This window comes from Ensifer sp. EB106-03-01-XG145, assembly GCF_058792075.1.
In genome coordinates this window covers 30000-54092 of the sequence record NZ_JBYTEC010000025.1, presented here as the reverse complement: position 1 = coordinate 54092, position 24093 = coordinate 30000, and the positions used below count along the sequence as shown (strand labels likewise).

Below are 24093 nucleotides of genomic sequence, written 5' to 3'. Positions count from 1 at the left end.
CCACGGAACTTCGTCTTGTCCTGCCCGGCGACGGTCTTGATCCAGCCGAACGCCTCCTCGATGCGCTTGCGGATGCGCAGGCTGACCCGGTAGCCGGGATGACGCGTCGTGCGTCCATCAATGGCCGAGCGGCGACCCTTGGTATTCTGCGCCACATGCGGCGTGACCTTCATCGACCGCAAATCTTTGATGAAGTCCTTTGTGTCATAGGCCTTGTCGGCACCCAGCGTGATCGCTTGTGTCCGATCGGCGAAAGGTTCGATCATGTGCAGTGCCGCCACCCGTTCGGCATAACCGTTGGCCTCCGTCAGATAGGCATCGACCAGCAGACCATGGCGGTTCTCCATCAGCCCATGCCCCATGAAGCACAGCTTGGCCTCCTTGCCTTTGCCCTTTCGATAAAGTCTTGCGTCTGGGTCGGTCGTTGACGCATGCGTCTCGTTGGAAAGCCTTTCGCCATGAAAGTCCGCTTCCGCATTCCGGCTGCCGCCATCCGCCGGCGGTTCGCCATGATCGCCCCTTGGGCCGTCCTTCGACTTGAAGCTCTTCATCGACGCCCAGGCTTCGATCAGCGTGCCATCGACGGAGAAGTGGTCCGTTGACAGCAACCGCTTTACCTTGGGCTGCGAAAGGATCACACCGAGGAACTTCGCGGCGATGTCGCCCTCCAGCAGACGGTCGCGGTTTTTCGAAAACACCGAATGGTCCCAAGCTGGATCGTCAATGCCAATGCCGACGAACCAGCGGAACAGAAGGTCGTATTCCAGCCGCTCCATCAAAAGCCGCTCAGAGCGGATCGAATAGAAGGCTTGCAAAAGCATGGCGCGCAGAAGCTTCTCAGGCGCGATCGATGGCCGCCCGATCGGCGAATAGAGCGCCGCAAACTCCCGCTCCAGCGAAATCAGCGCGTCGTTCACGATCTGCCGGATTGCCCGCAGCGGATGATCGCGACGAACACGATCCTCCAGATCGACATAGCTGAAGAGTTCACCCGTCCTCACATCGCCGCCGCGCATCCATCAACCCCGAAACTCACGAAGCCAATGAATCACGGCTAAAGCCGTCAGGCCAGATCCTTTTTTCAACAGCCTGCTAGAGGCAATCGAGCTTCAGCCGCTCGCCGAGCAGGTCAAGGAAGCGGCCGACCCATGTCCGGCTGAAGAACCATGCGGCCAAGATCCCGGTGGAGGACGCGCTCTATTCGTCACCGCTCGAATACACCATCCTGCATCCGGCAAACTTCATGCAGAACCTCCGCCCGGCCTGGCCAAGTGTGCTTGCAACCGGCACCTTCGCCGAGCCGTTCCCGACGACGACGCGCATCGCCCGGGTCGACTACCGGGACGTCGCCGAGGTCGCGGCAATTGCACTGACCGAGGATCGCCTCGCCTATGCAACGCTCGAGCTCTGCGCCGAAGGACGGCACAACCGTGAGGAAATCGCCCGCATGATGAGCGAAGCGCTCGGGCGGCCGATCGTCGCCGGAAACATCGGCTTCCACGACTGGGCGAAACCGATCCGCGCCAAGTACACCGACCACCAACTGGACCTGCTGGCCAAGGTCCACGCCCACTACTCGGATGTCGGTCTCGGTGGAAACAGCCTGACGCTCCGCGCGACGCTTCAGCGTGCCCCCCGCAGCCTCGAAGGCTTCATCTGTGAGTTGGCGCAAGCCTAGCAACAAGGACTGTCCGGCGCCGTTCCCTTTCTTTTTCGAAATCCTGGAGTCATCCCTATGCCAAAGAAGCTCCCCCATCGATACCAGGCGATCGTCATGCCGCTGATCCTTTCCGTGCTGATGTCCGCCATCGTCTCCTTTGTCTCGACGGCCAGCGGCAGCGGCCTGCAGCCGGATCTCTTGGCGCTATGGCTCAAGGCCTGGGCCTTCTCCTGGCTGGTCGCGTTCCCGAGTCTGCTCGTGGTTCTTCCGGTGGTGCGCCGGATCGTGGCGGCGACGGTGGAGCAACCGCGCAGCAGCCCTTGAGGCGCGCAGCGCAACCCTCCCATCGCGCCCTCGGCGACCATGTGCGAGGAGTTTGCCTTTTGCCGTTCCCGGCCTCCTGCTGCGGCGGATGATTTTTAGGATATCTAAAATCGATTGACAGGAAATCGGGCCGCACCCTAGCTTGAGGAGAGACGAGAAGGGGACAGACAGTGACGACGGACCATGCCAGCGGCGCATCTACCGGCGAGGCAGAGGCGCCGTCGCTCGGCGATCGCCTGCGCCAACGGCGCAAGACGCTGAAGATGACCCTTCAGGAGGTCGCCGACGAGGCAGGCTTTTCCGTTGGTTTCATTTCGCAGATCGAGCGCGGCATCACCGTCCCGTCACTGACCTCGCTGATTGCCGTCTGCCGGACGCTGAAGGTCGAGGCCGGCAGCTTCCTCAACCCGCCGAAGGTGGCGACACCGTTCACCCGCCGTGAACACCGGCCGATCTATGGGCTCGGCGGAGAACGCGGCAACGCGGTCTCCTACGAACGCCTCTCCGCCTCCTTCCCCGGCAATGTACTGAGAAGCACCATCATCCACGAACCGCCGGGCCACCGCAGCGAGCCGATGTCGCACGAGGGCGAAGAGATCTTCTTCATTCTCCAGGGGGCTTTGACGCTGGAGGTGGACGGCGAGAGCATGGTGCTGGAAGCCGGCGATTCCGCCCACTTCCCTTCGCTGCGCACCCACACGATGTGGAACCACACGAGCCAGCCCACCACCATTCTGCACACCTGCACCATGGATGTGTTCGGCGACGGAGATCCGTCGGGAAGCCCCGCCGAAAGCCTTGCGGTGACGCGGGCCGACAACCGGCTGACTGCCACCAGCAAGACGTGACCTTTAGGAGCGTCTGGGGCCCGACAGGTCGAGCCACCAAACGCTAAGGCAACAGCACCATGGCACCCGTCGTCCGGCGTCCCTCGAGCCGGCGATGCGCCTCGGCCGCCTCCGAAAGCGGCAGACGCGCGTGGACGGGGATCTTGACCGCGCCGCTCGCGACGACGTCGAAGAGATCCTTGCTCATGGCAAGCACGTCCTCGCGCCGCGCCAGGTGCGCCGGCAGCAGCGGCCAGGTCGCGTAAAGCGACCCTTTTATCGCCAGCGTCGTGATGTCGAACGGTGGGATCGGGCCGGAGGCGGCGCCGAAACTGACGAAGTGACCGAAGGGGCGCAGGCTGTCGAGCGAACCTTCGAATGTCGTCTTGCCGATGCCGTCGTAGACGACATCGACGCCCTCGCCTTTGGTGATCTCACGGACATGGTCGGCGAAACCCGAACTGCTGTAGTCGATCACGTGGTCTGCGCCATTCGCCCGCGCCAGCCTGGCCTTTTCAGGTGAGCCGACGGTGCCGATGACCGTGGCACCGAGGTGCTTCGCCCATTGCGTTAGGATAAGGCCGACGCCGCCGGCGGCGGCATGGACGAGGACGGTGTGGCCAGCTTCGACACGGAAGGTGCGGCGCAGGAGATATTGCGCCGTCAGGCCCTTCAGCATCATCGCCGCACCCGTCTCGAAGTCGATATCGTCAGGTAGATGCACGAGGAAATGGGCCGGCACATTGTGCTCTTGCGCGTAGGCGCCGAGCGCCTCGGCATAGGCGACCCGATCGCCGGGCTTGAAGCCTTCGACATCAGGCCCGACCGAGATCACCTCACCCGCCCCTTCCTTTCCGGGGATGAACGGCAGTTGCGGTGGCGGGTAGGAGCCGCGGCGCAGGTAGACGTCGACGAAGTTGACGCCGATCGCCCGGTTGCGCACCCGGACCTCGCCGGGGCCAGGTTCGCCGAGTTCGACGTTTTCATAGGCGAGCACGTCAGGCCCGCCGTGCTGATGCACGCGGATTGCTTTCATGGATTTGCTCCTCGGGTTGAGAATCGTGGCCGCAGGGCCGTGGCAGTGCCTAGTCGATGGTGGGTGCCGGCATGCTCGTCTTGGGCATGCGGATGGAGCGCTCCTTTGTTCTCACACCTGATAGATAGCCACACGGCAGTTCCCCGTGTAGACTGATATCGATGACAACAGAGTTCAAAGATTATGATATCTGATCAGATCGGCATCGACCTGCTGCGCGCCTTTGTGGCGGTCTGTCGACAAGGCAGCTTGAACCGCGTCGCTACCCAGACCGGCCGCACCCAATCGGCGCTCAGCATGCAGATGCGCCGGCTCGAAGATCTGCTTGGCCGCCAACTCTTCAACCGCACCGGTCGCGGCGTCGTGCCGACGCCCGAGGGCGAACTGTTCCTGGGATATGCGACCCGCATGCTGGCGCTCGGCGACGAAGCCGCCGCGCGGCTGCGACAGGCCGATCTCAGCGGTGGCGTGCGGGTCGGGCTTGCCGAGGAAGTGGCGACGACGGCGCTGCCCGAGGCTCTCGGGCGGCTGCGGCGCGGCTATTCGGAGATCCGGCTCGACGTGGTGGTGGAGCAGTGCGTGGCGCTCGGAAGGACCTGGCCCGAAGGTGAACTCGACATCATGGTCGTGCCGACCTCTGTCGTCACGGCTGACGCCCTCACCACCTGGAACGTCGAACTGCAATGGGTCTGCGCCACGGACTATGCGTTCGACGAGACACGACCGGTCGACCTCGTCGCATTCGCAGCGCCCTGTCTCTGGCGCCGGCGCATGATCGAGACGCTGGCGGACCAGGGCCGGGAACACCGCATCACCTTTACGAGCCAGAGCATCACGGCGCTTCAAGCCGCAATCGAGAACGGGCTCGGCATTGGATTGCTTCCGCCAGAAGCCGTGCGCGCGAGCACGATGCGGGCGCTCCCCGCTTCGTCAGGCGTTCCGAAGCCGCTTGCCGTCCAATACGGGCTTTTCGCCAGGGATCGCCGCACAGCCGTCGTCGATGCGGCGATCGGCGTGCTGCTCGAAGCCCTGCCGGCAGCGTCAAGAACCTAGCGACCTTCGTTGAAACGCTCGGCCGCTTGAGAACACGTGGCTCCGAATGGAACTCACGCGCCCCAGGTCGTCTCCAGCACGCGGAGCCAGTTGCCGTGGCAGATCTTGGCGAGCGCCGCCTCGTCATAGCCGCGTGTCCGCAGAAGGTCGACAAGCAGAGACAGGTCGGCTGCGCTACGCATCGCAGCAGGGATGGCCGTACCGTCGAAGTCAGAGCCGAGTGCCACATGGTCAATACCGATACGCTCGACGATATAGTCGATGTGGTCGACAAGGAGCGAGAGCGGCGTGTCCGTGTTCCTGGTCCCGTCGGCGCGCAGGAACAGCACGCCGAAATTGATACCCGCGAGCCCGCCGGTATCCTTGATCGCGTCGAGCTGACGGTCCGTCAGGTTGCGGCTGTGCGGGCAGAGCGCATGAACGTTGGAATGCGACGCCACCAGGGGCGCCTGCGACAGCGCGGCGATATCCCAGAAGCCCTGCTCGTTCATGTGCGAAAGATCGAGCATGATCTTCAGCTCGTTGCTGGCGCGCACCAGATCCTTGCCGGCCTCGCTGAGGCCCGGACCGATATCGGGCGAAGAGGGAAAACGGAAAGGGACGCCATAGGCAAAGATGTTCGGCCGGCTCCAGACGGGACCAAGCGTGCGCAGGCCGGCGGCATGGAGCACATAGAGCGCGTCGAGATCGGCGCCGACAGCCTCGATGCCTTCGATATGCAACACCGCAGCAAAGGCGCCCTTGGCCATGGCATCGCGGATATCGCCAGCACTGCGGCAAATCTTCAGCCGTCCCTCGGATTGCCGCTCGATCCGCATCAACAGGCTCGCCATACCGAGAGTAGCTTCGAGAGCGGTTTGCTGATCGGGCGTCGCAAAGTCGCCGCTGCGGTCCTTGGCCAGGCCCGGCGAAGCCACGTAGACGGCACAGAGACCGCCGGCAAGGCCACCCGTCTCCGCCTTGTCGAGATCGATGTGTCCGGTATCGGCGCCGTCGAGAAAGCGGCGTTCCGGCGCACCGCCCGGCGAACGCCAAAGCCGCGACAGCACGTCGTTATGTCCGTCAAAGACCGGGATTTTCGCTTGGGTCGCCAATTCTGGATCGCCTTCTCAACCTGTTGTCCTGTGCGCGACTCATAGATAGTCGCGGACGGACCATAGACATTGGGTGCGGGAACCGCACCATTTTTCCCTGCCGCCCTAACCCAATGCAGCCATGCCGGGCAAATGCAAACCGTGCATAGGCCCTGCCGGAATCGGAATTGGCAGCGCATGCGGCTGTCGTGCTTAGTCAGAAAACGCGCGCGGCAACACCCCGCGAACAGGACGGAGAATGGACATGACGAAGCGAGCATCGCTGGATTGGCAAGCCGCCGAAGCAACAGCGAGACGCCTGACCGCACAATGGGCGGCGGACGAGCCGGGCGGCGCCGTCATCGGTTTCGACGGATCCGGAATCTGCTTTTCGCATGCGGCCGGCGTCGAGAGCCTCGCCACGTTTGCGCCGTTCGCGGTCGACAGCGTCGTGCGTTATGCATCCCTCACCAAACACGTCTTTTCGGCAATGGTGCTCGCGCACAGCGATCTGATAGGCCTCGACGATCCGCTCGGCCAACACCTTCCGGAATTGCGTTCGCCGCTTGCCGAAGTGACGGTTGGACAGGCGCTCGACATGAGCGGCGGCCTGCCGGATACCCGCGAATGCCTGTCGTTGCTTGGCCTTTCCGTCTACACGGAAACCAAGGCCGGAGCGCTGCTCGATTACATTTCGCGCCTTGAGCGGCTGAACTTCGCGGCAGGCACCGAGGTCTCCTATTCGAACACCGGCTACCGCCTCGTCGAAGCGGCGTTGGGGCGCAAGGGATTCGGTTTCGACGATTTCGTCCAGCGCGAGATCTCAACGCCGCTCGGCATCGCGCTGAAGGCGCCGGACGTCTGGAACGACCCGGTGGAGGACCTCGTTCCCGGCTATTGGCATTCGGGCAAAAGCTGGCAGCTTTCCGCCGCCGGTCTGCACATTTCCGCGTCGGGCAGCCTGACCGGCAGCGCCCGGGCGCTCGCCACCTGGCTACAGGCCCTGCTCGGCGACGAAGGTCGCTTCGCCGGTCTTCTGCAGAAATTGCAGGCGACCCGGTTTCTTGCCGACGGGCGACCGACGGGTTACGGCCTGGGCCTGCGCAAGTCCTGGCTAGGCCCGCGTGAATTCGTCGGCCACGGCGGCTCACACCCCGGCTACAAGACCTATTTCCTGCTCGATCCCGAAACGCGCGCCGGCTTCGTCGTCGTTTCCAATCGCGAAGATATCAACGGTTACAAGATCGCGCTCGAAAGCATGGCAGCGCTCACCGGGCTCACGCTGCCGGCTCCCGTGACCGATTTCGGCGACGGTCTCTATGTGACGGAGACCGGCCCCTGGTGGATCGAGATCAAGGGCAGCACCTGCACCTATCTCGATGCCGACGAGACGCTCCATGACGACGGCGAAGGCTGGGTCTCGTCGCGCTCTGCCTCGTCACCCCTAAGGCTTCACCGTGATGGTGCCGCTCTAGTCGGCGAGGTCGGTCATGCTGCTAGACGTTTCCTCCCGGCAAAGACCGAAGAGCCCGTTCCCGCCTCGCTCTGCGGCGTCTGGCGCTCGAACGAAGACGCGGAATTCACGGTCGATAAAGGTACGGTGTTGATGGGCATCGGTCCGACCCGTCAGGCCCTTGCACTGACCGCACTCGGAAACGACCGCTTCCTGTTCACATTGAACGACGGTCCATGGGTGAAGCGCATCTGCCTGCATCTGCTTGGGCCTGACCGTCTCGAACTGGTGACAAGCCGCGCCCGGATGATCGAGTACCATCGGCGCGGCTGATTTTTCTTGATGGCGCTGCCGCACCGCCTAAAAGGAGGCTTTCTCGCCGCAGATGACGGCGGGAGCCGAGCTTTACGGGAGCGCGTCAGTGGAAATCAAATGGCTTGAGGACTTTCTGGCGCTCGCCAACACGCTGAATTTTTCCAAGGCGGCGGACGAGCGCCACGTGACGCAGTCGGCCTTCAGCCGCCGTATAAGACAATTGGAAGCGTGGCTGGGGGCAACGCTGGTCGATCGGGCGACCTATCCTTCGCGTTTGACCGAGGCGGGTGCGAAATTCGTTCCCGTGGCACAGGCGACGCTGAAGCAACTCTACCAGACCCGCCGCGACCTGCGGTTAGAGGAAGGGTCCGACGCCCGAACGATTACGCTGACGGCGTTGCACACGCTCTCCTTCACCTTCTTTCCGCAGTGGATGACCCGCATCAATGCCAGGGTCGGACCGCTGTTTTCGCGGCTTCGTCCGGATTCCGGCAGCATGGAGGAAAACCTCAACTCGCTCGTCGACGGCGAATGCGACTTCCTGCTCACCTACGCCCACACCCAGGTTCCGCACCTGCTCGACCCACAGGCCTTCGAGCATCGTGTGCTGGGACACGAGCGCATCCTTCCCGTCTCGGCCGCAAACAAAACAGGTGCGCCAAAGCACCTGCTCGAAGGCAGGGCGAAACCCTTCCCGCATCTGAGATACGAGAAGTCGTCCTTCTTCGGCCAACTCCTCGACGAGCTGATCAGTCCCAATTTGCCGCCGGCGCAAAGGGTGCACGAAGGCAGCATGTCCGTGGGATTGAAAGCCATGGCCGAAGCCGGCTGGGGCATCGCCTGGGTTCCCGAGAGCCTGATGACGGACGAATTGGCAAGCGGCTCCCTGGTCCGGGCAGCCGAGCCTCGCTGGGACGTCAGCGTCGAAATCCGCCTCTATCGCGCCAGGGAGAACCGCCGCCCGATCGTCGGGCGTGTCTGGCAGAGCCTTGAGGCCACCGCCTAGGCGATAGCCCAGAACCGCGCCACCTAGATCGCCGTCCGCCGTGCGTGTTCCAGATAGAGTTCACGCAAGCGCTTGACGATCGGGCCCGGTGCGCCGGAGCCAACAGGCTTGCCGTCGATCCGGGTGATCGGTGCGACGAAATTCGAGGCGCTGGTCAGGCAGGCTTCGCGGGCGCTCAGCGCCTCGTCGAGCGTGAAGGGCCGTTCTTCTAGCGTCAGCCCCTGCTCGCGCGCCAGCGCCAGTGCGGCAAGCCGCGTGCAACCGGGCAAGGTCGCCTGGCTGTTGCCGCGGGTGACGATGCGATTGTCCTCGGTGATGATATAGGCGGTGGAGGAAGCGCCTTCGGTGACAAAGCCGTCTTCGATCATCCAGGCCTCGTCGCAGCCTTCGGCCTTGGCGATGCGCTTGGCGATCACCTGCGGCAGCAGGCACACGCTCTTGATGTCGCGGCGTGCCCAGCGCTGGTCGGGCACAGTCTTGATCGAAAGGCCTTTCTCCGTCGCAGCGACGCCCACCAGCGTCTTCTCCTGGGTGAAGAGCAGAAGCGTCGGCTTGATATCCTCCGAGAACAGGAAGTTCCGGTCTTCGGCGCCGCGGGTGAGCTGGAGATAGACGATGCCTTCGACAAGGTCGTTGTCTCGCACCAGCCGCTTTTCAATCGCGACGATCTCCTCGGTCGACACCGGCAGCGGCACGTCGATTTCACGCGCCGAACGTTCCAACCGGGCCATATGCGGCGCGCTGTCGATCAGCTTGCCGTCAAGAACAGCGGTCACCTCATAGATGCCATCGCCGAAGAGGAAGCCGCGATCGAAGATCGAGAGGCGCGCCTCGTTCTCCGGCAGAAACTCGCCGTTGAGATAGACTGTGCGAATGGGCGGCTGGGACATGTGGGCTCCATAAATATTAGGTTTGGTGTGCAGCCGTGGATCGCCACACCACTCGCGATCCATGGCGCAATGATCACTGCTCTCTCAAGTCGCGAAGCCTCTCGAGCGAGATCGCTTCGACCGTGCTTGGCTTGCCGTTCGCGGCGTTGAAGCCGTGCGTCGTTCGCGCCATGGTCAGCGAATTGAGGATTGCCTCCTCGGTTGCCCCGATGGCCGCCTCGAAGAGCGGCGACATCAGGTCGTTCGGAAGGTCCGGGTAATCCGCAATCGCTGCCCGCCGTGCCTTCGTTCGACGAACGGATGGCGCCGTCGAGAAGGCAAGCGCATAGTCGCCGGAGCCGTTGCTGAGTGCTGCCCCAGTGCGGGCAAGGCCGCCAAAGCCGCGCTCGGCGAGACGCTTGAGATTGCGCGCGGAGAGCGGCGCGTCGGTGGCGATTACGATGACGATGGATCCATCCCGGTCGTGTGCCGCCGGCGCATCATAGGCACGACCGCAGACGGTGAGCCGCCCGCCATAGTTGGATTGAACGAGCACCCCGAGCGTGAAGATTTCCCCGGCCGCCTTGACGCGGCGCGAACTGGTCCCGATGCCACCCTTGAGGCCAAAGGCCACCGTGCCGGCACCGGCGCCGACAGCCCCCTCCTCCACGGCACCAGTCTTCGCGGCGGCGAGGGCTGCACCGATCTCGTCGATGGTCGGGCGGCCGGCGCGAATGTCGTTGAGACGGGAATCGTTGGTCTCGCCGACGACAGCGTTCAGCGACACGACCTTCTCGTTGCCGGGCTGCGCCAGGGTCCAGCGGTTGATTGCCTCGATGGCCCGGCCGGTCGCAAGCGTATTGGTGAGAACGACGGGCGTTTCCAGCTCACCGAGCTCCTCGACCTGGGTGGATCCTGCGAACTTGCCAAAGCCGTTGAGCACCGCAAGCGCTGCGGGCACCTTGTCCTGAAACAGGTTGCCGCCATGCGGCAGGATGGCGGTCGCGCCGGTGCGGATGCGATCCCCCTCGACCACGGTGGCATGACCGACCGCGACGCCCTCGACATCGGTAATGGCATTCAACGGGCCGGGTTCATAGACGCCCGGCCGGAAGCCGAGGTCCCGAAGTCGCAAGCATTTGATATCTATCATTTTTCCCGTCACTTCCTTGCCCGTCGACCCGATCGCGAAACAGACGTTTCGTCGCGGGGCACCCTACCTTTATCGTTGGCAAAACGGCATCTCAAAAATGGAATAGTTTCATGAGTAGCCTGCAACGCCGGCGGATACATCGACGGGATCATGGCGCAAGGGCCGATCGCGCCGTCAAGTTCTGAGACAATGCAGCCCGGCAGGTCAGGACGCCAGATGATCCGGAGGCGACGTCAGGCTCCGGGAATGACTTGGCGGCGCACCCATGATCTTGCGGAAGGCGCGGCTGAACGAGGCCTCGGAATCATAGCCGAGCCGGTTGGCGACATGGGCCACGCGCTTTCCTTCGCGCAGCCACTGATGCGCCTGGTGCATGCGCATGCGCGCCACATAACGGGCGGGCGTCTCGCCGACCGTATCGGCAAAGCGCTGGGCAAAACCCGAGCGCGATGCGCCCATGAGCTTTGCCAGTTCCGGCACCGACCAGTCCTTGGTCGGATCGAGATGAATGGCGGCAAGAACGCGACCGACCTCCGGATGGCGGACCGCGGCCAGCCAGCCGGTCGCGGTGCCGCAGCCATGTTCTACCCAAGCACGGATGATCGTTGCGGTCAGCACGTCGGCAAGCCGCGCCAGGATGCCGCCGGAACCTACGCGCTGCATCGCCGCCTCGCGCGTCATGGTGTCGAGCAGCGATGGGATCGACGGTTCGCTCGACGCGAGATCGCTCGTGCGCATGACGGACGGCATCAGCTGGAGGAGAGGATGCAGTCGGTCGACGTTGAACTGCATGACCGCGAAGAACAGAAGGTTCTGGCTGTCCGAATTGGGACATTGCACATCGACGATGCCGTCGCAAAGCTGCCGTTTCGGCAGATCGCGGATCGAGATCGCCGGCAGCCCCGGCTTGCTGGCAAGCACATGCGCGTCGCCCCGCGGCAGCAACACGGCATCGCCCGGCGTCAGCTCCATCCAGGCGCCGTCGGGCGTTTGCAGATGGGCGGAACCGGATGCGAGAAAATGAAAACGCGCAGGTTCCTGCGCGGGATAGGAGGTTGCCCATGGCGCACAGGGCTGGCAACGCCCATATTCCACTCCGTCGAGCCTCAGGCCGCGCAGAATCTCGGTTAGCGCATCGCTCATCTCTCATCCCATCTTTGGATAATCGGCACAGTGTTTTGGATTTTCTAGCATAGAAACTCCAACACGCCATGCATATTTTCATCGCCACATGCAATGGAGATGAAAGTCATGGATGGTATTGTCGCCAAGCCCACGGGACATGCGGATGAGCGAGAAAAGCCCTTGTGGGCGGCCGTCGTGTCCCTGTCGCTTGGGGTTTTTGGCTTGGTCACGGCGGAATTTCTGCCGGCAAGTCTTCTGACGCCGATGTCCGCCGATCTCGGCGTCACCGTCGGCGCGGCCGGTCAGTCGGTCACCACCACGGCCGTCGTCGCGGCCATCGCCGGTCCGGCGATCGTCGTCTACACCGGGCGCTTCGACCGGCGGAACGTCCTTCTGACCCTGACCGCCCTTCTGGTGATTTCGAGCCTGATCGCTGGTTTTGCCTCAAGTCTTCCGATGCTGCTTGTCGCGCGCTTGCTGCTCGGCATCGGGCTCGGCGGCTTCTGGGCGCTGTCGCTGGCGCTCGCCATGCGGCTCGTTCCCGCCCGGCTGATGCCGCGGGCGATGGCGATCATCATGTCGGGTGTGTCGATCGCGACGGTCTGCGCGGCCCCGGTCGGCGCCTGGATCGGCGCGACGCTCGGCTGGCGTTATGCCTTCCTGCTCGCTGCCGCCGTCGGCATCGTCACCTTCATCGTGCAGGCGCTGACGGTTCCCCGCCTTCCGCCTGTCGGGACGACCGGCCTCAACACGATCCTCAACGTACTGAAGCGTCCGGCGATCCGGCTCGGCCTTGCGACGATCCTCTTGGTCGTCACGGGTCACTTTGCCGGCTTCACCTATGTTCGCCCGTTCCTTGAGCAGGTGCCGCAGTTCGGTGTCGAGGCGATCACGGCGATCCTGCTCGCCTTCGGTATCGGCGGATTCTTCGGCAATATTGCCGGCGGATTCCTGGCCGAGCGCAGCACGCGGCTGTCGATGATGTCGGCCGCAGCCGGCGTCGCTGTCACCACTCTGACGCTGGCGCTTGCCGGCGTACTGCCCGCCGTCGCCATTGTTGCCACGGCCGCCTGGGGCTTCGCGTTCGGCGCGCTGCCGGTCAGTGTGCAATCGTTCCTGAGCCGCGCCGCCGGCGACGAGGCCGAAGGTGCGGGAGCAGCAACGCTCACGACGTTCCAGATCGCCATTTCCACAGGCGCGATCCTCGGCGGCCTTCTCGTCGAACTTCAGGGACCCGCAGGCGTCTTCCTTTTCGCCGCGGTCGCAGCAATGCTCGGCACGTCGCTGGTCTCCGTCTATCGCGAACGGACGCTGCAGGCTGCGGAGTAGCCGACCAAGATCAGGGCGGGAGTGGCAACTCGCACCTGCGCCTGCCGGGCCTTAAGGGGTTCGGCAGGCAAGAAAAGTCAACATCCGGATCCGCTCTGGAGTATCAGTTCCCGGGAAGACGACGCTCCCTCCAGCTTGTCTTCGGCACCGCGTCGCCTATGGCGATGCTGAAGGAGGTCACTTCCGTCGCCTCTTCATTGACGACGCATTTGAAATCGACGTCGTACCAATTCGCTTTGCTCTGATAGGCTCCGCCGCTCGCGTCCATCCGGTTCTTCGAGATGAAGCCGCCTTTCGGTCCGAAGGGCACCAGCCCTTCCGGCGGGGTATCCGGTCGTTGGCTGCGGATCTGCTCCAGCGCCTCGAGATTGCACAGTTGCAGGATGCGCCTCTTGACCGGCAGGTTGATCAGCGCCTGTTTCACCCGCGGGTCAGCAATCGACTTTGCCGAGTACAGTTCTTTTGCTTCGGTCATCTTGCTCGGAACCGGCTTGAGTTCGACCTTTGCCGCAGCATCGGCCGGCTTTGCCTTTGCGGTCTCCTGTTCCGACTTGACCTCCTGCGGCTTGGCCTGAGGCGTTTCTTTTGGCTCAGGCTTCGCCTCGGCCACCGTCGAGGCGGCTTTTTCATCCGCCTTCTGTGTGGCGTTCTCGGATGACTTTGCGGGCACAGCCAGAGCCGACAGGGGTTTCGGCTCTTTCACCGGTTCCTTCTTCTCCGCCGGGGGCACCTTTGGCGGCTCGTCCGCTGGCTTTGCCTTGTCGTCCACAGCCTTTGCCGGCTCGGACGTTTCGGTCTTTTTTACCGTGTCCCGTGCAGCCGGCGGCAGCTCGGCCTCCTTGTTGTCCTGCTTGGTCTTGGCCATGGCGGAGGCGAAGGACTGCGGCAACTGCTGCGCCGGCCTGGGTTCCGGCTTCGACTTCGGCTCTGGCTTCGGTTGGGGCTTGGGCTTGGCTTGCGGCTTCGGTTGCTCGGCCTTCTTCTCTTCGCCCTTTTTCGGCCCTGCCTTCTTCTGTTCGGCCTTTTTCTCCTCCTTCGCCTCAGGGGGAGGAACGAGCTCAACGTTGACGGTCTGCTCTTTCGGAGGTTTCGGCAGTTCGAGCGGCAGATCGAACAACAGCAGAAAAACGACGATGAGATGCAGGGCGACCGATGTCGGCGCGCCCCATCCTACCCGTTTCCACCATTTTTCCGCAAAGAGCCGCATCGCCAACGAGATAAACCAATCGATCGGCGGAACCTAGGAACTTCCGCCGATCTCAACAAGAGGTACAGCCCTGGAGTGCACCGGGAGGCCCGGTCGTGCAGCTTCAGGCGAGCGGACCGCGCCGCCACGCGCGCAAGCCAACCACCCGCTTGTCAAAAACGTTCCCGGCGAAAACGAGGCGGCGAAATCTGTTTCGGGCCGCGCGTCAATTTCGCACAAAAATACCTATTATATAATTTCTATAGATTTAATTATTTCAGCAGCATCGGGCGCTTCTGCCGTGGATGCGCAGTTACATTCCTTTATGGCTTGGGGGCCTTCATGCAGCGACATTTCACTCACCGAAAACTTTTCACAAAAGCCTTTGCCGCGACGGCAGCGCTGGCGGCCGGCCTCATCGCCACGTCAGCGCTTGCCGGCGAAACGCTCGACAAGATCAAGGTGCGCGGCGTGATCAAGGTCGGCGTCGGTACCACGCCGGGTTTCTTCTCGCCCGATAGCAGCGGCCGCTGGCAGGGCTTCTTCGTCGATTTCGGCCGCGCCATCGCGATCACCGTCTTCAACGACGCCGAAAAGGTCGAGTTCACCAACTCCTCGCCGCAGCAGCGCCTGCCGGCGCTGCAGTCCGGAGAGTTCGACATCCTGCTTTCGGGCGTGACCCAGACCGTCAGCCGCGCCTTCAAGCTTGGCTTCCATTTCGGTCCCGTCGTTTTCTACGATGGCCAGGGCCTGCTGGTTCGCAAGGATCTTGGCGTCAGCAAGGGCGAGGAACTCGACGGCGCGACCATCGGCGTCCAGAGCGGCACGACCGGCGAGCTCAACATCGCCGACTTCTTCCGCAAGACGGGCAAGGCCTTCACGCCGGTCACGATCGAAGAAACCGGCGAGTTCCTGAAGGCGCTCGACAGCGGCCGTGTCGATGCGCTCACCCAGGACGCGACCGACCTTGCCGCTAAGCGCACGCAGCTTTCGAAGCCCGACGATTACGTGCTTCTGCCGGAGCGTCTGTCGAAGGAACCGCTGGCGCCGGCAATTCGCGCCGGTGACGACCAGTGGCTCGAAATCGTCAACTGGACCGTCTATGCGACGATCCAGGCCGAGGAATTCGGCATCACCAAGGACAATGTCGACACGTTCCTGAAGAGCGAGGACCCCGCGATCAAGCGCTTCCTCGGCGTCGATCCCTCGCTTGGGGAAGCGATCGGCCTTGATCCGAAGTTCGCCTACAACATCGTCAAGACCGTCGGCAATTACGGCGAAATCTTCGAGCGCAACGTCGGCAAGGGCACGGCCCTTAACTTCGAACGCGGCTACAACCAGCCTTGGACCGCGGGCGGCCTCCTCTACTCGCCGCCGTTCCGCTGAGCCGCTTCATGGTTTTTCCCATGACACGCCATAGCCGACCGGGCCCTTCGGGGCCCGGACCTGTCTCGCGGCTGCGCACCTGGATCGGGCCGCTGCCACTGCTGCAAGGCCTGCTTTTCGTCGTCGTGCTCCTGCTCTTCGCATTCCTGGGCCAGAACACCGCCGACAGCATGCACCGCATGGGGCTGACGCCGGGCTTCGCCTTTCTCTCTCACCAGGCGAACTTCGAGATCGGCGAGAGTCTGCTCTCCTATTCCGCCGGCGACAGCTATGCCCGCGCGCTTGGCGCCGGCATTGCCAACACGATCAAGGTCGCGGTCGTCGGCTGCCTGCTTGCAACCGTGCTCGGCGTTGCGCTCGGCATCGCGCGACTCTCGGGCAACCTGCTGCTGGCCAGCTTCGTTCACTCCTATGTCGAGCTTTTGCGCAACACGCCGTTGTTGCTGCAACTCTTTCTCTGGAGCGCCATCATCCACGCGCTGCCGCCGCCGCGCGGCGCCTATTCTTTCCTCGGCAGCATCTATCTCAGCAATCGTGGCGTCTATCTTCCCTCGCTCTCGGTCGAAGGCTTGCCAGCGGTGGTCTGGCTTTCGGTGGTGGTGCTGGCTGTCCTCGCCGCGCTCGTCCTGTGCCGTCGCCTGTTTGCAGGCTCAGCCTTCTATCTGCCGAAGTCGGCCGGTGCTGCGCTCGGGGCGCTTGCCCTCTGCTACCTCACCCTCACCTCCCTAGGTTTCGCGGCCTCTGTCGAAATCCCCGCCAAGGGCGGCTTCAACATTCGCGGCGGCCTGTCGCTGACACCCGAGTTCGCAGCCCTGCTGATCGGCCTCGTCGTCAATGCCTCGGCCTCGATCTCCGAGATCGTGCGCAGCGGCATCCAGTCGGTAAAATCGGGTCAATGGGAGGCGGCCCGGGCGCTCGGGCTGAAACCCGCTCAGATCCTGCGCCTCGTCGTGCTGCCGCAGGCGCTTCGGGTGATTACGCCGCTAATGATTTCCAGCTTCCTAGATCTGGCCAAGAATTCAAGCCTCGCGGTCGCGATCGGCTACCCGGACCTCGTCAGCGTCGCCAACACGACGGCGAATACGACAGGACAGGCGCTGGAGGCGATCATTATCATCGCCGCCGTCTACCTGACCAACAGCCTTGCGGTTTCGGCCGTCATGAACCTCTACAACCGCCGCGTGGTTCTGCGCGAGGAAGGAAAGCGATGAGCCAGATCGAACTTGCGCCGCCCGTCGCGCCCGACTGGCACCGTTGGCGCGACGGCCTCTTCAGCGGCTGGGCCAATGGCCTCGTCACGCTTGCCACGCTCGCGGCGATGCTCTGGCTCGCACTTCCCTTTTTCCGCTGGGCCGTCGTCGATGCCGTGTGGTCCGGCACGTCGGCCGATTGCGCAACAGAGACGGCCGGCGCCTGCTGGGCCTTCGTCGGTGCCAAGTTTCGATTCATGCTCTTCGCCTTCTTTCCGCCCCCGCTGCAATGGCGACCGGCGTTGGTGCTCACTCTCATCACGGCGCTGCTCACGGTCTCTGCCCTTCCCCGCTTCTGGAGCTTCCGCCTGGTACCGGTCTGGCTGCTGGCCCTTGTCGTGATCTGGCTGCTGATGGCGGGCACAGCCGGCATGGAACCGGTGTCGACCAATCATTGGGGCGGATTGCCGATCACGCTCACCGTCTCGATCGCCGGCCTCGCCTTCGCCTTCCCGATCGCGCTGCTGCTGGCGCTTGCCCGCCAATCGGACATGGGCATCGTGCGGTGCCTGGCAACTGCCTTCATCGAGGTGCTACGCGGCGTGCCGATGATCGCCGTTCTCTATGTGGCCATGCTGATCGTGCCGATGGCGCTGCCAAGCGGTGCTGCCATCGACAAGCTGCTGCGCGCCCAGATCGGCGTTAGCCTGTTCTTCTCGGCTTATCTCGCCGAAGTCATCCGCGCCGGCCTGCAGGTGATCCCCTCCGGGCAGAAGGAGGCGGCCTTATCCCTCGGCCTCAGCCGGATCCAGATGCTGCGGCTGGTCGTGCTGCCGCAGGCGCTCACTGCCGTCATCCCGGCAATCGTCAACCTCTCGATCGGCATCGTGCTCAACACCTCGCTGCTCGCCGTCATCGGCATCTACGATCTGCTGAACGCGGCCAAGACTTCGGCGACCGACCCGACTTGGCTCGGCTTCTACAGCGAGGCCTATATCTTTGCGGCGCTGGTCTATTTCGCAATCTGCTTCACGGGTTCGCGCTACAGCCTCTGGCTCGAGCGGAAGCTCAACAGTTCCAATCGCCGCTGAGCGCTCGTCGCGCGGGGTTGCGCGCCGCGCGCCGCCGGGCCAAGAGTGCGGCGACATGGAATCTGTGACCGGGCAAGCGCATGGGACAAAAGAACATCGCCATTGTGGGCGGCGGGCCAAGCGGGCTGATGGCGGCGCAGGGGTTGGCGGAGCGCGGCCACGCGATCACCGTCTACGACAGCATGCCAACGGTCGCGCGCAAGTTCCTGCTCGCCGGAAAATCCGGCCTGAACATTACCCATGCCGAACCCTACGCCGTCTTTGCCGAACGCTTCGGTGACGCCTCGCCGCGGCTGCGCGCGGCGCTCGATGCCTTCACGCCCGACGAGATAAGGCAATGGGCGGCAGATCTCGGAACCGAAACCTTCGTCGGCTCGTCGGGGCGTGTGTTTCCGGAGGTCATGAAGGCGTCGCCGTTGCTGCGCGCCTGGTTGAAATCGCTGGAAGGTCGTGGGGTCCGGACCCTGACCCGACATCGTTGGACAGGCTTTGAGGGCAACGAGCTCGCCTTCGACACACCTGATGGCAAAAAGCTTGTGTGTGCCGATGCGACATTGCTCGCACTCGGCGGCGCGAGCTATCCCCGCCTCGGATCGGACGCCGGCTGGCTCCCTTGGCTGCAGGAGAAAGGTGTGGCCGTCGCCAGTTTCCAACCCGCCAATAGCGGCTTCGACGTCAACTGGAGCGAAACTTTCCGCGACCGCTTGTCGGGTGCGGCGCTCAAGGGTGTCACAGCTACGTCCGCGGCCGGGACCGTTCCTGGTGAATTCGTCGTTTCGAGGAACGGCATCGAAGGCAGCCTTGTCTACGCCCATGCAGCCGCCCTCAGAGATCGGCTGGCGCACGGCGAAGAAGCAGACCTGATAGTCGATCTCACGCCGGGAAGAAGCGTTGCGAGACTGGAAAAGGACCTTGGCCGCCTCGACAGCAAGACCAGCTTCTCAAACCGCCTGCGCAAGGGAGCCGGGCTCGAAGGCGTGAAAGCCTCCCTGTTGCGCGAACTGGCGCCCGCAGCCGCCCGGATGGCCCCACCTGATCTCGCTGCCTTGATCAAGGCCCTGCCGATACCGCTGTTGCGCCCGCGGCCGATCACCGAAGCTATCTCTTCGGCAGGCGGAGTTCAGTGGGATGCGATCGACGAAAGCTACATGCTGAAGGCACTGCCCGGCACCTTCGTTGCGGGAGAGATGATCGACTGGGAAGCGCCGACCGGGGGCTATTTGCTGACCGCCTGCCTTGCCACTGGCCGTGCCGCCGCGCGCGGCATCGATCGCTGGCTTGGCGAGGAAAGGTAGAATTCGCCGCGCCTTCGTCAGGCGCGGCGGTTGGTTGTTCTGGCAGGCTCCCGAGAGCCCTACTGGTCGTTCAGCACCAGCCCCTTGGTCAGTTCCAGCGCCTGGCGCTCGAAGAGGCCGCGATAGATGCCGCCGTCGAGGCGGATCAGCGCATCGTGCGTGCCCTCCTCGGCAATCCGGCCATGATCGAAGACCAGCAGCCGGTCGAGCGCCCTGACCGTCGACAGACGGTGCGCGATCACCAGCGTCGTGCGTCCGAGCATCAGCCGCTCCATCGCCTGCTGGATCAAGACCTCCGATTCCGAATCGAGGCTCGAGGTTGCCTCATCGAGGATCAGGATCGGTGCGTCCGCCAGGAACGCACGCGCAATGGCGATGCGCTGCCGCTCGCCGCCCGAGAGCTTTACCCCGCGTTCGCCCACCAACGTGCCGTAGCCCTTCGGCAGGGACGTGATGAAGTCGTGGGCGCTCGCGAGCTTCGCCGCCTTCTCGATCTCGCTCTGCGTGGCGTCCGGTCGCGCATAGGCGATATTCTCCGCCAGAGAGCGATGGAACAGGATTGGCTCCTGCTGGACGATCGCGATCTGCTGACGCAGCGACGTCTGCGCCACCGAAGCGATGTCCTGACCGTCGATCCGGATCTGCCCGGATTTCAGGTCGTGCAGACGCTGTATCAGCTTGACGAAGGTCGTCTTGCCCGAGCCCGAATGCCCGACGAGACCGACACGTTCGCCCTCCCGGATCGTCACCGAGAACCGGTCGTAGAGCGGCTTGCGGTGCGCACCGTAGTGGAACGTCACATCCTTGAACTCGATGCGGCCATCGGTGATCCGGATCGGCTTGGCGTCGGCCTTGTCCTCGATACCGAGCGGCTGGCCATGGATGTCGACGAGCTCCTCCATGTCGTTGATCGAGCGCTGCAAGTTGCGGATGTGCTGCCCGACTTCACGCAGGTAGCCCTGCAGGATGAAGAACGAGGTGAGCACGAAGGTGATGTCACCGGCCGTTGCCTCCCCGCGCGACCACAAAAGGAGCGCAAAGCCGATCACCGCCGCGCGCAAGACGAGCAGCATTGCTCCCTGTGTCGTGCCGTTGGTCGTGCCGCGTATCCAGGTTCTGCGCGTGCGGTCCCGCCACTTGGCGAGAACCTTGGCGAGGCGGGCATCCTCCCGGCCTTCGGCGCCGAAGCCCTTGACCACGATGTTGCAGCTGACTGCATCCGCGAGCGCACCGCCGAGCTTCGTGTCCCATCGGTTGGCAAGGCTCGCCATCGGCGCGACATAGCCGAGCGACAGGAGGATCGTCACGACGATGAAGACGATCGAACCCACACCGATGATGACACCCATCATCGGCCAGTAGAACGACATCAGCACCGTCGAGCCGACGAGCATTACGACGGACGGGAACAGGGCCACAAGCAAGGTGTCGTTCAACAGATCGAGTGCCCACATGCCGCGCGTCACCTTGCGCACCGTCGAACCGGCAAAGCTGTTGGCGTGCCAGTCGGTCGAGAAGCGCTGGATGCGGTAGAAGGCGGCAGACGCGATGTCGGCCATCATCTTGAGCGTCAGATCGGTGACGCCCAGGAAGGTGAAGTGCCTGAGTATGATCGCGCCGAGCGAGAGCGCCATCAGCATCCAGAATGCGGCAATCGCCGCATCCCAGGCAAGCTGATCGGCTGCCCCGCCGGAAACGACGGCGTCGACAAGCCGGCCGGAATAGAGCGGCGTCAGGACGTCGGCGAGCGTTGACAGCAGAACCATGCCAAAGATGACACTGATCCGCAGCGGCTGCCGCTTCCAATGGACCCAAGTGAAACCAAGAGCGCTGCGGAACGCACCGCCGCGCAGATCGTAACGAGTAAAAGCCATAACGATTGCCCGATGCCCATGCATCGGCCTCAAAACTGATTCAAAACGGAGTATGCCGAAAAAAGGAACCCAGCTTCCGATGCGGCATCATTGGTTTGGCAGCGTCCTCCGGGGAGGAAGGGCCAAGGTCAGCGAGACGAACTCCGACCTGGAAAAGACGGAAAGGCGAAAGTGCCCTTCTGCGTCCAGCTCAGAACTGTACGCCGCCCCGTAGGGAGAAAGAAAAAGCTGGCATCTTTTAAAACCTCCCTGATTGGTTGCCGGATGACGACTTATAGGCGAATCGGGCGCAACCGCCAAGTGCAGAAATCTTGCCATGGCGCCAATCGTCGCGGCTGCGGCCGGTTCGCAACAGTCGCTGGACGCAGATCGCGAACGTCGAGAACGCCGCGCATTACCGCGCGGCGTTCCAATCCTCGAGCAAGGTCAGCCCTTGCAATGCTCTGCTGCTCGGCGTGAGCCTTAGAAGCTCACCTTGAGCTTGGCGTTGACGCCGTGGTCGGAGACGCCCGACGCAATCTGCCCGGTGTAGTTGACGCCAAAGGTCGCGTCCGGCGCGATGTTGAAGTCGATGCCCGCTTCGACCAGCGCCGACATCGGCGACGACGATCACGCCGAAGTCGCCGCCGTCTCGGCCGCCATGCGCCAGGCCGAGCGCGTCATTCTCGCAGTCGACAGCAGCAATTTGGCCGGCGGGCGCTCGTCCGGCTTGCGTCGCTTGCCGACATCGATGCGCTGGTCACCGACAAGCTGCGGGACGAGCACCTCGTTGCGCTCCTGCACGAACATGGCGTCAGCATCCATTGCTAGTGGAAGTACCGGAAACGAAGGTGCCACCGCGTTTTTGGACCAAGGGCTTGAAAACCGTAGCCGGGCACCACACATAGGCATCATCGAATTGCCCGTGGAGCCCGCCGGAATTCATCCGAAGACTCCGGGCGAAGTTCGCGCGGAAACCCTGACCACGGATGTACTGGCAGTGTGACGCAGCGAACGGGAAAAGGTCGGCCTTGCCGGCCTTTTTTGTTTTCACCACCGCTTCAATCCGATCGGAGGCTGGCCGGCTCTGCTACCAGCGGACGGCCAAACGCGCGCCAATGGCTCCAAGCAGCGTCAGGCCAAAGACCGCGATCGTGTACCAGGTCGCGACGAAGAGCGGCGAGTCGTCGGGGCAGTGGGCGGCATAGAAGGTCGCAGCGATGCCACCTGCGGCAAGCCCCGCCAGCGCACCGGAAAGCGCCGGCCGCGATGGCGCGCCGTGGCGCAGCGCCAGCAGGAAGAGCGCAAGCGGCGCCAAGCCGATCAGAGGAATGAAGGTCAGGCAAAGCACGCTGTTGGTGCCGATCAGTTTTGCAGCCCAGGTATCAGACGGCAGGGCGATCAGCTCCAGCGCGACACCAACGAGCACCAGCAACGGCGCGACGCAGAGATAGGGCAGCAGCTTGCGCAACTCGGCTTCGGGCCAGGCCGCAACGCGCATGGCTGCGAAGGCTGCCGCCGCGAGGGAACCGGTGACCACGAACTTGAACAGGAAGCGCAGCGTCTCAACAGCGGCGGCGATATCCGGCCTCGGCCCAAGCATCATGAAGAAGACGAGCCCGGCGAGCATGAGCGCCCCGCTTGCGGCGCCCAGCCACACAGTATTCATAGACAATCCGGGCCGCCGGGTATCCGCTGCAAGAGCTTTGATGAGATCGTTCGTGTCCATGTCAGTTTCGTCCAAATCGGCGGGCGATTGCAGCCAGGCCGCGGTGAAGCGCCACGCGAACCGCCGTTTCGTTCATATCCAGTCTCTGCGCCGTTTCGGCGATCGTGCAGCCTTCGATCGAGATCGCGTTGACGACTGCCCGTTGCCCGGGCGCGAGGCCCTCCAGCGCCCGGCCGATCTCCCAATCGCGGGCCTTTTCGGATTCGGCGCTCGCACGAGTTTCTTCATATTCCTCGATGCCCACCGTCGGGCGGCGGGCCTGCCGCCGGACGGCATCGACGAATTTGTGCCTGGCGATCGCATGGAGCCAAGGGATAACAGGCGCATCGCCTCGCCAGGTATGACGCTTGACGTGCACCGCCAGCAACGCCTCCTGGACGATATCCTCCGCATCGACGCCGCCGCCCGCGGTCCACCGCCTCGCCCAACCGCGGATTACGAGCGCAGCATCACGCAGGAAGTCGCCATAGGCTTTCTCGTCACCGGCCAAGGCCTGGCGAAGCAAACTTGCGAGATGTTCGTCCTCCGCGCCGCTCACTCGCGCCTTTCCTCCCCATTCGCTGATTCCAGGCGTTTGTTACACACTCATCCCAAATTCGCATGGGCAGCGCTGTCAAGCCGGCTGACATCATCGTGACCGCTCGCGAACGCATCACGAAAGCGTGTTGCCAACGTTATGTAACGCCCCCTGTCTCCGCGACGAAAGACCTGATGTGCGCCTGAGACAGGACGCACGGGATGAGTTCAACACGGAGATAGAATGATGTCCATGAAGTCCACAATCAGCAGCGCAATGCTCGCAAGCGCGGTTGCGGCCGCCCTGTCGACGCTCGCGACCGCAGCGCCGCTCACCGAAGCACAGGTCAAAAGCGCGATGGATGCGGGCAAGGAAAAGTGCTTCGGCGTCGCCCTCAAGGGTCACAACGATTGCGCCGCCGGACCGGGCACGACCTGCCAGGCTACGTCCACGGTCGACTATCAGGGCAACGCCTGGAAGTTTGTCGATGGCGGCACCTGCACGACCATGGAACTGCCCGACGGTCGCAAGGGCTCGCCGCAGCCGCTGGCCCGCGACATGCCTTCCTGATCCACCACAGAGCGGAACGGGATGCGGGGCAATCGCGTCCCGTTCCGCACAGG

24 protein-coding genes are annotated in these 24093 nt (G+C 63.5%); 12 read left to right on the top strand and 12 right to left on the bottom strand.

Annotated features, from left to right (window positions below; genetic code table 11):
* Positions 1-1016 (bottom strand): IS5 family transposase (locus AC3WWH_RS30730; protein ID WP_492377443.1); only part of this gene is annotated, 1016 nt, incomplete at its 3' end.
* A 167-nt stretch (positions 1017-1183) separates the two neighbouring features.
* Here AC3WWH_RS30730 and AC3WWH_RS30725 point away from each other — a divergent pair.
* The 3 genes from AC3WWH_RS30725 (at position 1184) to AC3WWH_RS30715 (ending at position 2832) form a co-directional block, all read left to right on the top strand.
* A complete protein-coding gene (locus AC3WWH_RS30725; RefSeq protein ID WP_058323137.1) occupies positions 1184-1678 on the top strand; it encodes a Rossmann-fold NAD(P)-binding domain-containing protein in 495 nt (164 codons plus the stop codon).
* Between the two features lie 57 nt (positions 1679-1735).
* A complete protein-coding gene (locus AC3WWH_RS30720) occupies positions 1736-1984 on the top strand; it encodes a DUF2798 domain-containing protein (protein ID WP_058323138.1) in 249 nt (82 codons plus the stop codon).
* A 170-nt stretch (positions 1985-2154) separates the two neighbouring features.
* Positions 2155-2832: a helix-turn-helix domain-containing protein gene (locus tag AC3WWH_RS30715; RefSeq protein WP_063891503.1), complete on the top strand. Its 678-nt coding sequence runs from the start codon at positions 2155-2157 to the stop codon at positions 2830-2832.
* Between the two features lie 43 nt (positions 2833-2875).
* Here AC3WWH_RS30715 and AC3WWH_RS30710 read toward each other — a convergent pair whose 3' ends face one another.
* Positions 2876-3847: a quinone oxidoreductase family protein gene (locus AC3WWH_RS30710; RefSeq protein ID WP_058323139.1), complete on the bottom strand. Its 972-nt coding sequence runs from the start codon at positions 3845-3847 to the stop codon at positions 2876-2878.
* A gap of 183 nt (positions 3848-4030) precedes the next feature.
* Between AC3WWH_RS30710 and AC3WWH_RS30705 the strand changes: the two genes are divergently transcribed.
* Positions 4031-4900 (top strand): LysR family transcriptional regulator, encoded by an 870-nt coding sequence (locus tag AC3WWH_RS30705; RefSeq protein ID WP_058323140.1) that lies wholly within the window; start codon positions 4031-4033, stop codon positions 4898-4900.
* 53 nt (positions 4901-4953) lie between these two features.
* On the opposite strand, the gene AC3WWH_RS30700 is transcribed toward AC3WWH_RS30705, so the two are convergent.
* The gene (locus tag AC3WWH_RS30700; RefSeq protein ID WP_058323141.1) at positions 4954-5994 is read right to left on the bottom strand and encodes a dipeptidase; all 1041 of its coding nucleotides are present in this window, start codon (positions 5992-5994) and stop codon (positions 4954-4956) included.
* A gap of 244 nt (positions 5995-6238) precedes the next feature.
* Here AC3WWH_RS30700 and AC3WWH_RS30695 point away from each other — a divergent pair, with 244 nt between their 5' ends.
* The gene (locus tag AC3WWH_RS30695) at positions 6239-7759 is read left to right on the top strand and encodes a serine hydrolase domain-containing protein (protein WP_058323142.1); all 1521 of its coding nucleotides are present in this window, start codon (positions 6239-6241) and stop codon (positions 7757-7759) included.
* An 88-nt stretch (positions 7760-7847) separates the two neighbouring features.
* Complete coding sequence (locus tag AC3WWH_RS30690) at positions 7848-8747, top strand: LysR family transcriptional regulator (protein WP_058323143.1); 900 nt, start codon at positions 7848-7850, stop codon at positions 8745-8747.
* A gap of 23 nt (positions 8748-8770) precedes the next feature.
* Here AC3WWH_RS30690 and AC3WWH_RS30685 read toward each other — a convergent pair whose 3' ends face one another.
* From AC3WWH_RS30685 to AC3WWH_RS30675, 3 genes are all read right to left on the bottom strand, one after another.
* Entirely contained in the window at positions 8771-9637 is an 867-nt protein-coding gene (locus AC3WWH_RS30685) for a D-amino-acid transaminase (protein WP_058323144.1), read from the bottom strand.
* 73 nt (positions 9638-9710) lie between these two features.
* Positions 9711-10769, bottom strand: a complete 1059-nt coding sequence (locus AC3WWH_RS30680; protein WP_058323145.1) for a DmpA family aminopeptidase — start codon at positions 10767-10769, stop codon at positions 9711-9713.
* 204 nt (positions 10770-10973) lie between these two features.
* Entirely contained in the window at positions 10974-11912 is a 939-nt protein-coding gene (locus AC3WWH_RS30675) for an AraC family transcriptional regulator (protein ID WP_057255476.1), read from the bottom strand.
* A 108-nt stretch (positions 11913-12020) separates the two neighbouring features.
* Here AC3WWH_RS30675 and AC3WWH_RS30670 point away from each other — a divergent pair, with 108 nt between their 5' ends.
* The gene (locus AC3WWH_RS30670) at positions 12021-13223 is read left to right on the top strand and encodes an MFS transporter (protein ID WP_058323146.1); all 1203 of its coding nucleotides are present in this window, start codon (positions 12021-12023) and stop codon (positions 13221-13223) included.
* A 103-nt stretch (positions 13224-13326) separates the two neighbouring features.
* Here the strand turns inward: AC3WWH_RS30670 and AC3WWH_RS30665 are convergent, their stop codons facing one another.
* Positions 13327-14430, bottom strand: coding sequence for a DUF930 domain-containing protein (locus tag AC3WWH_RS30665; protein ID WP_063891504.1), 1104 nt, complete (start codon positions 14428-14430; stop codon positions 13327-13329).
* 321 nt (positions 14431-14751) lie between these two features.
* Here AC3WWH_RS30665 and AC3WWH_RS30660 point away from each other — a divergent pair, with 321 nt between their 5' ends.
* From AC3WWH_RS30660 to AC3WWH_RS30645, 4 genes are all read left to right on the top strand, one after another.
* Positions 14752-15795, top strand: coding sequence for an amino acid ABC transporter substrate-binding protein (locus AC3WWH_RS30660; protein WP_492377442.1), 1044 nt, complete (start codon positions 14752-14754; stop codon positions 15793-15795).
* A gap of 20 nt (positions 15796-15815) precedes the next feature.
* Positions 15816-17006, top strand: a complete 1191-nt coding sequence (locus tag AC3WWH_RS30655; protein ID WP_058323169.1) for an amino acid ABC transporter permease — start codon at positions 15816-15818, stop codon at positions 17004-17006.
* Positions 17003-18076: an amino acid ABC transporter permease gene (locus tag AC3WWH_RS30650; RefSeq protein WP_058323148.1), complete on the top strand. Its 1074-nt coding sequence runs from the start codon at positions 17003-17005 to the stop codon at positions 18074-18076. Before AC3WWH_RS30655 ends, AC3WWH_RS30650 begins: the two co-directional genes overlap by 4 nt.
* A gap of 80 nt (positions 18077-18156) precedes the next feature.
* Entirely contained in the window at positions 18157-19371 is a 1215-nt protein-coding gene (locus tag AC3WWH_RS30645; protein ID WP_058323149.1) for a TIGR03862 family flavoprotein, read from the top strand.
* Between the two features lie 59 nt (positions 19372-19430).
* Here the strand turns inward: AC3WWH_RS30645 and AC3WWH_RS30640 are convergent, their stop codons facing one another.
* From AC3WWH_RS30640 to AC3WWH_RS30620, 5 genes are all read right to left on the bottom strand, one after another.
* Positions 19431-21245, bottom strand: coding sequence for an ABC transporter ATP-binding protein (locus tag AC3WWH_RS30640; RefSeq protein ID WP_492377441.1), 1815 nt, complete (start codon positions 21243-21245; stop codon positions 19431-19433).
* A gap of 462 nt (positions 21246-21707) precedes the next feature.
* Positions 21708-21842, bottom strand: a complete 135-nt coding sequence (locus AC3WWH_RS30635; protein ID WP_113398904.1) for an autotransporter outer membrane beta-barrel domain-containing protein — start codon at positions 21840-21842, stop codon at positions 21708-21710.
* Between the two features lie 12 nt (positions 21843-21854).
* Entirely contained in the window at positions 21855-22034 is a 180-nt protein-coding gene (locus AC3WWH_RS30630; protein ID WP_058323151.1) for a hypothetical protein, read from the bottom strand.
* 280 nt (positions 22035-22314) lie between these two features.
* Complete coding sequence (locus tag AC3WWH_RS30625; RefSeq protein WP_058323152.1) at positions 22315-22953, bottom strand: NrsF family protein; 639 nt, start codon at positions 22951-22953, stop codon at positions 22315-22317.
* Position 22954: 1 nt separating this feature from the next.
* A complete protein-coding gene (locus AC3WWH_RS30620; protein WP_492377440.1) occupies positions 22955-23491 on the bottom strand; it encodes a sigma-70 family RNA polymerase sigma factor in 537 nt (178 codons plus the stop codon).
* Positions 23492-23716: 225 nt separating this feature from the next.
* Here AC3WWH_RS30620 and AC3WWH_RS30615 point away from each other — a divergent pair, with 225 nt between their 5' ends.
* Positions 23717-24040, top strand: a complete 324-nt coding sequence (locus AC3WWH_RS30615) for a BufA1 family periplasmic bufferin-type metallophore (RefSeq protein ID WP_058323170.1) — start codon at positions 23717-23719, stop codon at positions 24038-24040.
* Positions 24041-24093 lie beyond the last annotated feature (53 nt).